The sequence below is a fragment of the Candidatus Neomarinimicrobiota bacterium genome, from assembly GCA_021157965.1.
Lineage (GTDB): Bacteria > Fidelibacterota > Fidelibacteria > Fidelibacterales > Fidelibacteraceae > Fidelibacter.
In genome coordinates this window covers 1-14,583 of sequence record JAGGVO010000043.1, presented here as the reverse complement: position 1 = coordinate 14,583, position 14,583 = coordinate 1, and the positions used below count along the sequence as shown (strand labels likewise).

The window sequence follows — 14,583 nt, the reverse complement described above, 5'->3', positions numbered from 1 at the left end:
GCATCCAGCATCATGGGCGGGCCGCAAAGGTAATACTCTATTTCGGAAGGGTCTTCGTGTTTGCTCAGGTATTCGTCAAAAGCCACCTGATGGATAAATCCCACCGGTCCGTTCCATTTGTCTTCCGGCAGAGGATCACTCAGGGCCACATGATATGAAAAGTTGGGGTGTTCTTTGGCAATGGCCTTGAATTCCTCATCATAAAACATTTCCCGTCTGGACCGGGCACCATACCAGAAGGTGGCCTTCCGTTTGGTTTTTTCCGTGTGGAAAAGATGAAAGATATGACTCCGCATGGGGGCCATCCCCGCGCCACCGCCGATAAAACACATTTCTCTGTCAGTATCTTTAATATAAAACTCACCATAAGGACCCGAAATGGTGACTTTATCGCCCGGCTTCAGGTTAAAAATCCAGGATGAGGCAATGCCCGGAGGAACATCCATACCCCGGGGCGGTGTGGCAATCCGGACATTCAGAATGACTTTCTGTCCCTCCGCCGGATGATTGGCCATAGAATAAGCCCGGAAGACCGGCTCGGGATTTTTAACCTGTAAATCAAATAAGTTGTACTTTTCCCAGTCCTCCCGAAACCGCTTGTCAATATCAAAATTCTTAAAACTCAATTCATATTCAGGGATATCGATCTGAATATATCCTCCGGAGCGGAATTCCAAATGCTGTCCCTCGTCCAGATCCAGGACCAACTCTTTTATAAACGTAGCAACATTCCTGTTGGATTTTACCGTGCATGAGTATTTCTGTATATTGAAAATTTCTTCCGGAATCCGGATGGACATGTCGTTTTTAACTTTCACCTGGCAGGAGAGACGCCAATTTTCTTTCTGCTCCCGGTAGGAGAAATGGCTTGTTTCCGTAGGGAGGATTTCTCCGCCACCTTCGAGAATCTGGCACTTGCACATGGCGCAGGTTCCGCCGCCGCCACAGGCCGAAGGGAGGAAAATTTTCTGGTCGGACAGGGTGTTCAGCAGGGTTTTGCCTGCCGGGACGGTGATGCTCTTTTCTTCATTCTCATTGATGGTGATTTTTACATCACCTTTATACACCAGCTTGGATTCGGCGGCGATGAGGATGAGTACCAGCACCACAATCATGCCGACAAAGACGAGAGTACTGATAAGTAAGACGCCTAAGGTTGTCAAAACACGTCTCCGTTCATTTTAAGGTTATAAGCTGATACCGGAAAAACTCATAAATGCCACAGCCATGAGTCCCGTTACCAGCATGGCGATTCCGAGTCCCCGCAAGCCCTGAGGAATATTAGAATACCGCAATTTATGCCGGATGGCCGCCATGGACACAATAGCCAGCATCCAGCCGGTTCCGGCGCCAAACCCGAATACGATGGATTCTCCGAAGGTATAGGAACGTTCCACCATAAACAGGGAGGATCCCAGGATGGCGCAATTGACGGCGATAAGGGGGAGAAAAATTCCCAGTGCCGCATACAAGGCCGGACTGAAACGGTCCAGGATCATCTCCACAAGCTGGACCATGGCGGCGATGACGGCAATAAAGGCAATAAAACGGAGAAAACTCAGATCCGCTTCCGGCAGCCCCGCCCAGCCAAGGGCTCCATCCTCCAGGAGGAAATGATTGATCAGCCAGTTTACAGGCGTGGTGATTGTCAAAACGAAAACCACGGCAAATCCCAGTCCCACCGAGTTTTCCACCTTTTTCGAGACAGCCAGGAAGGAACACATCCCCAGGAAAAATGCCAGGAGAATATTTTCCACGAAAATGGATTTGACAAGCAGGCCCAGATAGTGTTCAAACATCATTCACCTCACTCTTCTTCCGAATATTTAAACAGGGTCCGCTGAAGCCAGATAATCAGTCCCAACAGGATAAAAGCCCCCGGGGCTAATACCATGAGTCCCATATTCTGATATCCCGCTTCATAGGCTGCTGTTGGAATCAGGGTGATTCCGAAAAAGCTGCCGCTGCCCAGGATTTCCCGGCCGATGGAGACCAGAATCAAAATCATGCCGTATCCCAGTCCGTTCCCGATACCGTCCAGGAGGGATGGAATGGGTTTGTTCTGCATGGCGAAGGCTTCCGCCCGCCCCATGACTATGCAATTCGTGATGATGAGTCCTACAAAAACGGAAAGTTGTTTGCTGATGTCATACAAAAAGGCCCGTAAAACCTGATCCACTAAAATCACCAGCGAAGCGATAATGGTCAGTTCCACAATGATGCGGATTTTCGAAGGGATTTTTTCCCGGAGGAGGGACACAAAGAGGTTTGAAAAGGCCAGGACAAATATCACGGCAAGGGTCATCACCAGGGCGGTTTTTACCTGAACGGTTACGGCCAGGGCTGAACAAATACCCAATACCTGTTTATTGATGGGATTGTTATCGATAATGGGATCTTTTAAAACCCGTTTGTGGGTGGGGGATAAAAGGGACATTAATCCACCTCCTTTTTCCGGTTTTTAAACCAGGCTTCGTACTTTTGCAGATCCTCCCGAAGAAACTGAGTAACTCCTTTACCCGTAAGTGTGGCCCCGCTGATACCGTCTACGGTGTGATAGAGCTGATTTTGGGGGACGGATGATTCTGCATTTCCCCGGGCGATCCGAATGCTGACCAGCTCTCCGTCCGGACCAAAAATCTTTTTTCCGGCAAAGTTTTCTGAAAACCACTCCTTTTCGATTTCACCGCCCAGTCCGGGTGTTTCACCGTGTTTGTAAAAAGTCACCCAGCGGACCGTTTCAAAATCCGGTTCAAGGGAGAGGTAACCGTATATGGTGGACCAGAGTCCCTTACCTGAAACGGGGATGGCCAGGGCAACCAGTTCACCGGCCTTGTTTTTCCTGAGGTAAACCGGCAGTTCACCGGAATCTGACACTTTTCCATCTTGTGTTACAAAAATTTCTTCCAGTGAGTCGGCGTATACCTGTTCGATTTTCTCAGGTGATAATCCCTCTTCAGACACGAGTCCAAGGGATTTCAGAATATTGGTTTTCAGGTCCAGTTCTTCATTCCGTTCCTGGTAGGGCTTTAGAAGCGTGGCGGCGGAAGCCAGAAGCAGGCTGGCCACAACCGTCACGATAACGGCGAAAAGAAGGGTGTATTTATTGCTGTGCACGGTTCAACCTCCTTTTCATGTTGGCTTTCACCACGTAGTAATCAAAGAGAGGGGCGAAAAGATTCCCAAAGAGGATCGCCAGCATCATCCCTTCCGGATAGGCGGGATTCACCACCCGGATGAGAATCGTCATGACGCCGATAAGCAGCCCGTAAAACCATTTACCCGTACGCGTCATGGCCGCCGATACGGGATCCGTGACCATAAAGACTGTGCCGAAGAGAAATCCTCCCATGAGAATATGGTAGTGAAAGGGCAGGTGCATCATGGGATTGGAACCGGGTTTTGCCAGGATATTGAAAAGGGAAACGGTCAGGAATGCTCCGATAACCGTACCGGCCATGGACCGCCAGCTTGCCGTCCGGGTGATGAGAAGGAAAAGAGCCCCTAACAAAATGGCAATGGCCGAGGTTTCTCCGATACACCCGGGATAGAGTCCGGTTAAAAAAGTTTTCAGATCGTAATTCAGGGAAAAATTCATCAGGGAGGCTGTCACCGATTCTCCGGCCGGAGTGGCTGATGCCACGGCGAGGGGCGTTGCGCTGGTTACGGCATCCACCGATCGGGCCGCCATATAAGGCGCTGAACCGGAAAACCCTGACGGATAGGAAAAAAAGAGAAAAGCCCGTCCTACCAGCGTGGGATTGAAGATATTCATACCCGTTCCGCCAAAGACTTCTTTTCCGATAACCACACCAAAGGAAATTCCCAGGGCAACCTGCCAGAGGGGAGTATTGGGGGGAAGGACCAGCGGAAAAAGTATGCCCGTCACCAGGAATCCTTCGTTAATTTCGTGTTTTCGGATCACGGCAAAAAGCACTTCCCAGAATCCCCCCACGGCATAGGACACGATGATAATGGGCAACACAACCCGGAGTCCCCGAAAAACAGCACCCCAGAATGTGATGGAAATTCCGTCGGCAATGAGTCCCTGAAGTCCCGTGTTGTAAATGCCCATGAGGATGACAGGGATCAATGCAATGATTACCATGGACATAAGGCGCTTAATATCCAGGTGATCGCGGATATGGGGTGCATCATCGGTGACTTTTCCGGTGGTAAAGGCAAAGGATTCAATACCTTCGAAGAGAAACCAGAGTCCGTGAAAACGTCCGCCTTCTTCAAAATGAGGTCGGAGTGTATCGAAAAGTTTTCGCAAGATTTTCACAATTATCCCTCCCGTTCCAGGAGATCGAGTCCCTGACGTACAATTGTATTGATATCATTTTTCGACGGATCCACATAGGCACAGAGTGCCAGATCTTCCACATCCACTTCATAAAGACCCAGGGCTTCCATTTCCGGGATGTCTTCTGCCAGGATGCTCCGGAGCAGATAATCGGGATAGATATCCATGGGAACCACTTTTTCAAAAAGTCCGGTTTGTATAAAAGCTCTTTGTCCGCCATGCCGGTTGGTGTCAAAGGAATAGCTCTTTTTGGGAAACAGGGAGCTTAAAAAGGTTTTGGAAAAACTGAAAGCCCTGGCCCCCGGTGCAATCCATCCAAGAAACCGGCGCTCACGGTTTTCCGGGATGAGGGTTAGCAAGGTATCGTAAAATCCGAAGTATCCGTTTTTTTCTTTTTTTTCACCGGTGAGGACATTCCCGGCAATCACGCGGATATCGGCATCTTCGGGAATTTTCCCCATGGCATGGGCAAGGGGAGCCCCCCAGGGGATTTCCACATAGCGGGGATCAGGAGCGGCTTCACCGGCCACAGCGACCCGGATACGTTGGGGATAAACGCCGGTCGTTAAAAAGGACATGATCAGAACCAAATCCCGGGGACGGACCACCCACACCGATTCACCCCGGTTGATGGGGTCAATATGGTGGATATGAACACCCGGGTTACCGGCAGGATGGGGACCGGTAAAGACATGCTTTTCAACCCCTTTCAGGGATTTTTCCAGGTCTGTGGTTCCCTTTCCGCACACGTGGACCGGGCCGTCCGTAAATTTTTTCAAAAATGAAATCCCCTGGATAAACAAATCCTCTTCTCCCTGAATGAGAAAGAGGGGATCGGCAGCCAGGGGTGCCGTATCCATGAGAGATATAAAAATACTTTTCGGATTTTTATCCGGTCGGGCAATGCGTGTAAAAGGACGCTCTCTCAAAAGGGGCCACAAGCCTGCTTTAAGCAGATCTTCCTGAAGTTCTTCAGCATCGGCTTTTTCAATTTCTTTCAGAGATCGTGACGGATAAGAGACCTGTTTCTTATTTCCGTCCGTTTGAATGACAATTTGTTCGATTTTCCGGCGTTCGCCATAGTGGATGGCGTGAATAGTTCCGCTGGCAGGACTGCAAAACCGGAAACGTTCTTCCTGTTTGTCGAAAAAGAGCGGAGTGCCGGCCAGAACCGTATCGCCTTCCCGTACCAGAAGTTTGGGTTTTATATTGTGAAAGGATTCAGGCAGGACAGCGACATATTGCGTGTCCGGCAGGATGTCCAGCTCTTTTCGTGCCATGCCTGTCATGGGAATGTCAAAACCGCGGGTGATGTTAATCTGTGCCATGTGTTGTTTCCTCTTCCTCTGAAAACCGAAAAATACACAAAATAAAATAACCTTGCGCAGAGTTTTTCAGCATAGCATTCAATTTGCGTGACAGATAGGTTTTGTGGAGCTAAGGAGGATCGAACTCCTGACCTCGACATTGCGAACGTCGCGCTCTCCCGGCTGAGCTATAGCCCCTTATCTGGTGGGAAATTTATAAATTATCGAAACAATTCATAATAATTATTTTAATGCTGAATGCTGAATTCTGAATTGAATTTTTTTTAATTATGAATTGGGAAACATGAAAGACCAATGATTTATGTGATCAGCGATACTTTTTCAAAAACTCTTGAACATAAAGCACAACAAAATGCTCAAAGCCTGAATACTATAATTGACAAACAAAACCAAACTCATAATTCCTAATTTAATTCATAATTATTAATTTGATTCATCATTCATCGTTTTCAATGTGGTATTTTATATTTAGCCAGCCACTCATAAAACGTGCTCCGGGCCACGCCTAATTGTTTGGCTGCTTTTTTGCAGTTTCCGCCTGTAGCTTTCAGGGCTTCATGAATTTCCCGGATTCTCTTTTGAGCATATAGGTCATTGTAAAAAGCAGATGCCTTTAATTTTCTCAACCGTCCGGGCAGATGGTTTTTCTCCAGTGTTTGAGGCCTGTATTTCAGCAGGGCTGTTGTCAGAACATCCTGCATTTCTTCCAGATTTTCCGGCCAGCCGTAAAGGGAGAATATCTGCCGGACAGCGGGAGAAACAACCGGGCAGGACAGATGAAATCGGGCAGATAGTGCCTGAAGGATATTGTCCGTCAATATTTCAATGTCCGATTTATCATTACTTATGGATTCCAGTAAAAGAGGACTTCTGTCAAAGTAAGCGACAAGTTCAGGGATAAAACGAGTCAGTTTTTCATTATCTGTGGTACAGATAAACCGCACATTGAATTTTGTATGGTCCGGTAGTTCCCGGTTTTGCAGCAGGGTATAGAAATCTTCCTGAAGATCTTCGTCCATCCGGTCTGCATGCATCAGGATAAGCGTACCACTGTTGGTTCGGGATATCAGACACTGTCCAGCATCTTTCTCAGGACTTGTTTTAAATTCTCCCCATAGAAGTTCCCGGATTTCAAAAGGGCGATATCCGGCTAAATCAAAGGTAACCATGGGACCTGATGCCCGTTGAGATTCTGCATGGATCAGACGGGCGAATTCTGACTTGAAAAGCCCCCTTTCCCCTGCAATGAGAATATCCCACGGGGATTTGCCTAAAAGTTGTACAGGATTCTGAGTCTTTTTTTGAAATGCCGTGTTTTTTAATATAACCTGGAGGGGGAGCCGGGGAGTTATGGACGATTTCCGGGCCGGCCTGAGGCCGGTGAGGCTTTCAAAAGGAGTAAAGGCCAGAAGTAATCCGGTGATTTTATTTTCACTGTTTCTTATGAGAGCGGAAGAGACATAAAATGTTTTGGATTGATTCCCGTAGTTCAATACATGTTCGCGGTATAAAAATTCCTTTTCAAGCCGAATCAAATCACCGGGGACAAGGCCTTTTTGGATGATGGATTGTAAGTATCGGTTTTCCACACGCTGCTGTGTGATATTAAACAATTCCCGGGCTCTTTGGTTAATATAGGTGATTTGCTCGGATGTATTCAGGACGATGATTCCCGAAGGGATGTGCTCAAGGATTTTTAAAAGAACCGATTCCCGTTCCTGCGTTTGATGTAATTGTGTATGCTGAATTCTCTGCCGGTTCATCAGATCACCGATGAGTAGAAACATCCGGACCGCTTCCGGATCGTATGTGCTTGTATGCATCTCCAGAACACAACATCCGGCCACGTGTTTTTCTGCGTCCCTTAGGGGATGTGCGGCATAGATGCTGCCGAGAAATCGGTTCTGAAAAAATTCCTTTTGGACCATAACCATCGACTGGTTCAGGGTTATGCAGGTCCCGGCGATGTTGGTTCCCATATCCCGTTCACTTACCCGCATGCCTGTCCGGTACAGGGGGGATTCCCCGTCTGTTTTTATGACGGTTCCTTCCACATCCACCCAGATAAGGGTGACAGGAATGTTTTTGTGTTTTAAAAGGATATCCAGGTTTTCCCGGACGGTTTCAAACAGTTCGATAAAAGGGGCAAGGGGTTGTAAGCGCCGACGGATTTCCCCTTCGTCAGCTCTTTCGGGTTCAGGAGATGGTGCCAGGGTTATGCCGTAAATTCTGGATCGTTCCCAGGAATCCAGAATAAAATCCCGGACAATATTCGGAGAAGGCTTCTGGCCGTTCAGAAAGCGGGCTTTTTCGATGGCTATTCTGCCGGTGTCTAACGGTTTATCGGGTATGTACATCCGTCTACCAGGTCATGTTCAATGAAATCATCCAATATCGCCGGTCAAGGTACCAAATTGTATGATTGGAAAAAAGATTTCTTACAGATCCACCGGCTGTCCAGGTCAGTGGACCTGTTTTAAAATCCCGGCTGATATACATATCCACATTTTTCCGTCCCTCCAGTTCACCCTGATAGACAATGCCTTCTGTCTGGCTGTAATAATAACTTTGACGGCCTTCAAGAAACAGGCGAATCCGGTAGTGCGTTTTGCATGGATGAATCCGGAATTCAATCTGGTGTCGGTATTCCGGCTTGTTTTGAAATACCCGGATGTCACTGATGTCCAGAAGCATGGAACCACCGTGGATTTCCAGGGCTCCGTGGAGTGTTGTGGCGGTAAGGGAGAGGTCTATACCATGTATCTCCGAGGGGTTTACCGAATTTACCGGTGTAGGATCTTTTCGCATGGCAAAGACTTCGTAAATTTTGTTTTCATAGCGGTTGTTAAAATAAGAAAAGGCATATTCAACCTTATCCAGAAAACTCCATGCCCCCTGAGGATAGTTTGTTCCGTTGATCCCCAGTTCGAAGGAGACATTTCGCTCAGGAACAAGGGTGCAGTCCCGGAAAGCTCCCAGTTCTGTAAATCCGGACCGGTACAATTCATCCAATTTGGGAAAACGGATATTATCCCCACTCAGGACATACAGCACGTAATCACTGTTTTTCAGATGCGAACTCACGGAAAAGCTCATTTTCCGGGAAAATTTTTGCCAGGAATATTCTTTTTCCCGGAAGACGGGATAATCCATGCCTTCTCCGCTTTTTTCACTCCGGATTTCCTGTCTGTCCAGGCGGAGGGCAATATCAATCTCAAACCACTCAATGAGGGAATAGCCCGTCTCATCCTTTAATTTCAGAATGCCTGCCCCGTTATAAGCCTTTTTTTTGAGAATATCTTCGTAATGGTAAACCACCGGTTCAATGTAATATCCCTTTTTCATTTGTTTTCCCGAATATTCAGACCGGTTCATATCTGTCCTGAGTTGCAGGGAACCATAAGGGAATAACATTTTCTTTCCCAGGGTGTAAATACGGTTTTTCTCGGATTTAACGGCTTTCCGGTGATAGGAATCCTGAATGAAAAAGGACTCGGTTCGGTAGTTTTTATAGGCCATTTCCGCCTGAATATCCTTCAGAAATCCTAAGGATCCGTTAAATGAAAGATGGGCAATACCATGTTTTTCTTCGTTGGCATAGGGCAGGGTGGTCCCTCCGGACATCGCCGGCCGGTAGAGAATTTTTCCGGAAAGAAGGTTGTTATTTTCAAATTGATACCGGCTGAGGAGTGAATAAAAGGTTTCATGCCGTACAATGGGTTGATCCCGGAGTTTATAAGACTTGGACATGATTCCCAAACGGGTGTCGAGTCCTTTCAGGTGGAGATAGATGTTTGTCCCCGCATCCTGTCCATATAGCTCATCGGCCCGGGCAAAAATCTCCAGGTTCCGGTCCCCGGAGATTTTCGGTGTAATGTTCACGACACCACCAAAAGCGCCGGATCCAAACAACGTGGAATGGCTTCCCTTGAGGATTTGAAAGGATTCAATATCGTAAATATTCAACAGGGACAGATCGAAGGTGCCGCTGAATTCTGTATTCAGGGGGAGGCCATCATAGACGATAAGCACTTCGTCGGCATTGCTTCCACGGATGGAAATATATTGGCTGCCGTCCGGAGGACCCGTTATCTGTACCGAGGCTTCCATGGCAAGTACATCGGCTGGACCCGTAACGCCGAAGCGGAGATATTCCTCCGTTTCCAGCAGGCGAATGTTTGTGGTGACTTCTTCTTTGGTCCAATCTTTCTGATTCCCCAGTACCACGATTTGTCCCATGGGAATGGCGGTTGGCATCAGGGGAACGATTGTCTGGGTTTTTAAATTACTCCAGCTGATTTCCAGCGCATAATATCCCATATACGTGATGCGGATTTCCGTCGAGGGGTCCAGGTTTTTCAGGGTGAAATATCCCTCTTCGTCGGATACCGTCCCTTTTTCCGATCCCACTATCAGTACGTTGGCTCCCGCCAGAGGAGCCCCCGTTTTTTTATCCATAACTCGGAAAGTCTCCCCTTGGAGCAGTGCGGATGTGATCAAAAGGAAAAAGAAGATGTACCTGTAAAATTTCATTACCAGGCCTGTCCGTAACCGGTGTTTTCAAGGATACGTTCATTCTGTCCGTCGTTATCAGAAATGCAAAGATGTCCGTTCTGATTATACAAAAGGTATTCTCCTGAAGGTGAAAGACGGAGGTCCGGTTCCGCAGGTTCTGACATAATCAGTCTTTGTTCCAATTCGGGCCATGTAAGGGAAAATACGTCATAATGGGTATCCCCGGCCAATAAACCCTGTTTTTGAAGAACAATAAAAATCTGCCGGGTTTCCGGATTGCCTTCGAGCTGTAGGATCTCCCCGTCAAAGCGGAGAAGCGTATGAATGGAACCGTCTGCATGATTTCGGTGGTATACGGTACTATCCGATGTGAAAAGTGTGTGATTTCCCGGGTCAATGGCAAGTGGATATGAATAGTCCCGGAGATCTTCATTGGGAGACAGCAGTGTGATCTGATCCGGATTTTGAGGATCGATTTCGTAAATCCTCCGGTGTTCTAATTTATAGGGAATGCCCGTCAGGAGGATACGTTCGCCACCGGCTGACCACCGGATGTCCCTTGGATATCCCTTGAAAGGAATGGCTTTACTTTTTCCATCGGGTTGGCATATCAGGACGGTTTGATAAGACAGGAGGAGGATATCACCGGTGTGGGGGTTCACATCCATCCGGAAAAAATTGCCGGGTTGGATGCGTTTCAACCCAGAACCGTCTGATTTTGACTGATATAAGCCGTCAGCAAGAAGGTAATTTACCTGATCTCTGCCAGAAAAGGGTTGGACACTATAAATGGTTTTTTCATGAGTGATACGGCGAATGAAAGGTGTTTGAATACTCCGGATATAGGCGGATTGAAAACCGTCATCCCGTATATCGAGAAAAACACAGGTTGGCGTGAAAGTTGCGTATCGGTGATATGTCACCGTATCGGTACTTTGAGGACGGATTTGAATGAGGACATCCGTAAGATTGCCGACAGATAGAAAGGTGTCCGGATGTGCCGCGCAGGTTGCAAGGGTATCGTTTGGGTTTTCAGGATTAATCAGGTGGATGTCGTAAGGCCCGTCGGGAAAAGACGGCCATGAAAATCCTGTCGGATCGGGGTGGAAGGTAACCGGGCATTTTTTAGCGGGAATACTGTTGACCAAAATACGGACCGGCGGGGATTCTGAGCTGTTACCCTCTTTGTCCGTGGCCACGGCCCGTAGGATATGAAACCGTCCGTCATCCAGTGTGTGGTTTTCCCACCGGGCGAGCATGAAGGGACTCCCTGTGGCGTCCGTGATGTAGCGGTCATCGAGGATTAACGCCACATTCCGGATGGATGTATTGTCCGTCGCTGCCACAAGAATCTCCATTTTATCCGCCACAATCTGTCCGTCCTCCGGTCGGGTAATATTAACGGCAGGTGGAACCTCATCCCTGTATTCGCAGGAGAAAAGAAAAAAGACGGCCAGGATGAAAATCACGTGTTTTCGCATGGTAATAAATTAATGTTAATGTTTTTGTTTAAAAAGGAGAAAGGTTGCAGGGGCGGACCCATCCATGTGTCCGCCCGGAAGAATTTTTGGTTTTCTCCCCAGGAAATGCCAAATTATCAGGTGAATTGTCAGGAGGTACGATGCCGCATTATTCCCGGGATGTAAAAATAGGTCAACTGGTGATGGTCGGGTTCCGGGGACGGAGTCTATCGGAGGATAGTCATATCCGGAATATCATCCGGAATCATCATCTGGGATCGGTGGTGCTTTTTGACGATGTGAGTCCATTCGGTCCGCCTGTCCGGGGCAATGTCGAAAGTCCGGAACAACTGAAAGCCCTGACCCGGGAAATTCAGAACACAGCCGATATTCCCCTTTTTATTGCCCTTGATCATGAAGGCGGCAGTGTGAACCGTTTGAAAGAACGGTATGGTTTTCCTCCTGTGTGTCCCGCATCTGAATTCGGGGACCGGAATGATGAGACATTCACGCGGGAGGAATCGGAACGGCGGGCAAAACTTCTGAAAGAACTGGGGGTCAATGTCAACCTGGCGCCGGTGGTAGATGTGAATGTGAATCCTCAAAATCCGGCTCTGGGCCTACGGAAACGGTGTATATCTCATGACCCGGAGATTGTCACACGGCATGCCCGGATTATGTTAGAAATCTTTCATGATTACGGGATTTATTCCACCCTGAAACATTTTCCCGGACATGGAAGCTCCACCAATGATTCACACTTTGGACTGGTGGATGTCACGGATGGATGGTGTGAATCGGAACTGCATCCTTTCAAAACACTGATTTCGGAAGGGTTTTCGGATTTCATCCTGACGGCTCATGCCTATAATCGCAAACTGGACTCCGATTTCCCCGGAACCCTTTCCCGCAAAATCCTGACGGATCTTCTCCGGAATGAACTGGGGTTTAAAGGGGTGATTATTTCCGACGACATGAATATGGCTGCCATCCATGACCACTATGATCAGGCAGAAGCTGTTGAAATAGCCCTGAACGCCGGTGTGGATATTCTTGCCATTGCCAATGCAAATCACTATGATCCCGAAATTGCTCTCCGAATCATGGACATGATCCGGGAAGGGATTCGAAAAGGACGGATTCAAGAGTCGGTGATTGACCGCTCTTTTGAACGGATTATAAGGTTGAAACAACACCTGAGATTATGAAGTTGTAACCCAACGATCACGGGTTGTCTTATACTATTTGCAGGGAGACATTATGAAAAAACAGATACTCATTCTACTGGCACTGGCGCTCAGCGGATGTGTTTCCATGATGACCGTTTCCAAAGATGTATACGATTTTAAAAGCATGGACCGGAACACCCGGCGGATTGTTATCCGGACGGAAAAGTTTTTAAAATCTTTTCAAACTCCGGAAATCCCGGCCTATATCGGTCTGCAATCCCGGGTGGACAGTGTGCACGTTGATAAAGACGCAAAATCCATGAAAATCTATTTAAACCAATATTTCTCTTATTTTCCCTATCGCCCGGAGCGGGTGGATTACATTTATGAAGCCCTGAAAGATAAGCTGGGATGGCGGTATCGGAACTGGGATGTGACATTATATACTCTGGAAACACCCATTTCCGAACTGGTGCCCAATGTCTACCGGGATTCCACGGAGATTGATGCGGCACGCCGGGGTAAAATGGTGGACCGTCCTGAACCGCTGGTCCGGAATCTGAGTAAATCGGTACATGCAGAAAAGGGGCTCTCCGGAAATGCCATTGCCTTGTGGCACAGTCACGGCTGGTACTACAATATGGAAAAGGACCGTTGGGAATGGGAGCGTCCCCGCCTTTTTGAGACGGTGGAGGATAAACTGCCTCTGTCGTTCATGATCCCCTATATCATTCCCATGCTGGAAAATGCGGGAGGGACTGTCTTCGTTGCCCGGGAACGGGATACACAGGTCCATGAGGTGATTGTGGATAATGATTCATCCGATTCTTTATCATACCGGGAAAAGGGGAACTGGGAAACCAGTGAGATTCCCGGATTTGCCGTGGGGAATCCTCCTTATGAAAATAATATCAATCCTTTTCGTTTAGGCACTATCCGGCGGGTTAAAGCCGATTCCGTGGCAACTGCCCAAATCCGGTGGGTTCCGGATATCCCGGAATCAGGGCGTTATGCAGTGTATGTTTCTTATGAGCATCATCGGGGGAATGTGACCGATGCCCGGTACACGGTTTATCATAAAGGTGGCAAGACGGAATTTGCCGTTAACCAGACCATGGGTGGCAGGACCTGGATTTTTCTGGATTATTTTGAATTTGACGCCGGGCGGAATCCGGATAAGGGATCGGTTGTGCTGACAAACAAAACGGAGAGCCGGGGACTCATGGTAAGTGCCGATGCCGTGAAATTCGGCGGCGGGATGGGCAATGTGTCCCGGAACGGCCGGCTCAGTGGACGGCCCCGGTGGCTTGAAGCCTCCCGTTATTATCTCCAATTTGCCGGTATGCCGGACACTCTGGTTTATGATTTCCATGATGATACCCTGGATTATAACGACGATTATGAAAGCCGGGGCGAATGGGCGAATTACCTGAAAGGGGCACCCTATGGACCCAATGTAAATCGCAATGCGCCCGGACTTGACATTCCTGTGGATTTGAGTTTTGCGTTTCATACAGATGCCGGAATCCGAAAGGATGGCCGCTCTGTAGGAACCCTTTCCATATACAGCCTGTTTGATGAAGAAGGAAACCGTGAATTTCCCGACGGGCAGTCCAGACTTGCCAGCCGGGATTATGCCGATATTCTGCAAACCCAGATTGTCAATGACATCCGGGCGAAGTATGACCCGTTCTGGACACGGCGGCAGCTGATGCAGGGCATGTATTCCGAAGCGTATCGGCCCAATATGCCGGCCGGACTCCTGGAGCTTCTTTCTCACCAGAATTTTTACGACATGAAATTCG

General features: G+C 48.1%; 11 protein-coding genes and 1 tRNA gene. 2 read left to right on the top strand and 10 right to left on the bottom strand.

The window, feature by feature from the left end; translation table 11 throughout:
* From nqrF to J7K63_07310, 10 genes are all read right to left on the bottom strand, one after another.
* On the bottom strand, nt 1–1,115 hold a 1,115-nt coding region (gene nqrF / locus J7K63_07355; protein ID MCD6234835.1), incomplete at its 3' end, for an NADH:ubiquinone reductase (Na(+)-transporting) subunit F.
* A gap of 72 nt (nt 1,116–1,187) precedes the next feature.
* Nucleotides 1,188–1,799 carry an NADH:ubiquinone reductase (Na(+)-transporting) subunit E gene (nqrE, locus tag J7K63_07350; GenBank protein MCD6234834.1) on the bottom strand — a complete coding sequence of 204 codons (612 nt, stop codon included), beginning with the start codon at nt 1,797–1,799 and terminating at the stop codon, nt 1,188–1,190.
* A gap of 8 nt (nt 1,800–1,807) precedes the next feature.
* Nucleotides 1,808–2,437 carry an NADH:ubiquinone reductase (Na(+)-transporting) subunit D gene (locus J7K63_07345; protein ID MCD6234833.1) on the bottom strand — a complete coding sequence of 210 codons (630 nt, stop codon included), beginning with the start codon at nt 2,435–2,437 and terminating at the stop codon, nt 1,808–1,810.
* Entirely contained in the window at nt 2,437–3,117 is a 681-nt protein-coding gene (gene nqrC, locus J7K63_07340; GenBank protein ID MCD6234832.1) for an NADH:ubiquinone reductase (Na(+)-transporting) subunit C, read from the bottom strand. The genes J7K63_07345 and nqrC overlap by 1 nt, the downstream gene beginning before the upstream one ends.
* Entirely contained in the window at nt 3,104–4,285 is a 1,182-nt protein-coding gene (locus tag J7K63_07335; protein ID MCD6234831.1) for an NADH:ubiquinone reductase (Na(+)-transporting) subunit B, read from the bottom strand. The genes nqrC and J7K63_07335 overlap by 14 nt, the downstream gene beginning before the upstream one ends.
* Nucleotides 4,286–4,287: 2 nt before the next feature.
* Nucleotides 4,288–5,634 (bottom strand): Na(+)-translocating NADH-quinone reductase subunit A, encoded by a 1,347-nt coding sequence (locus J7K63_07330; GenBank protein MCD6234830.1) that lies wholly within the window; start codon nt 5,632–5,634, stop codon nt 4,288–4,290.
* A 104-nt stretch (nt 5,635–5,738) separates the two neighbouring features.
* A tRNA-Ala gene (locus J7K63_07325) sits at nt 5,739–5,811 on the bottom strand.
* A gap of 272 nt (nt 5,812–6,083) precedes the next feature.
* Nucleotides 6,084–7,991, bottom strand: coding sequence for a sigma 54-interacting transcriptional regulator (locus J7K63_07320; protein ID MCD6234829.1), 1,908 nt, complete (start codon nt 7,989–7,991; stop codon nt 6,084–6,086).
* A 4-nt stretch (nt 7,992–7,995) separates the two neighbouring features.
* Nucleotides 7,996–10,092 carry a TonB-dependent receptor gene (locus tag J7K63_07315; protein MCD6234828.1) on the bottom strand — a complete coding sequence of 699 codons (2,097 nt, stop codon included), beginning with the start codon at nt 10,090–10,092 and terminating at the stop codon, nt 7,996–7,998.
* Between the two features lie 74 nt (nt 10,093–10,166).
* The gene (locus J7K63_07310) at nt 10,167–11,618 is read right to left on the bottom strand and encodes a hypothetical protein (GenBank protein ID MCD6234827.1); all 1,452 of its coding nucleotides are present in this window, start codon (nt 11,616–11,618) and stop codon (nt 10,167–10,169) included.
* A gap of 152 nt (nt 11,619–11,770) precedes the next feature.
* On the opposite strand from J7K63_07310, the gene J7K63_07305 reads away from it, so the two are divergent.
* Together J7K63_07305 and J7K63_07300 are read left to right on the top strand one after the other, a co-directional pair.
* On the top strand, nt 11,771–12,817 hold the full coding sequence (locus tag J7K63_07305) for a glycoside hydrolase family 3 protein (protein ID MCD6234826.1): 1,047 nt from the start codon (nt 11,771–11,773) through the stop codon (nt 12,815–12,817).
* Between the two features lie 52 nt (nt 12,818–12,869).
* A partial coding sequence (locus tag J7K63_07300; protein MCD6234825.1) for a xanthan lyase occupies nt 12,870–14,583 on the top strand: 1,714 nt, incomplete at its 3' end.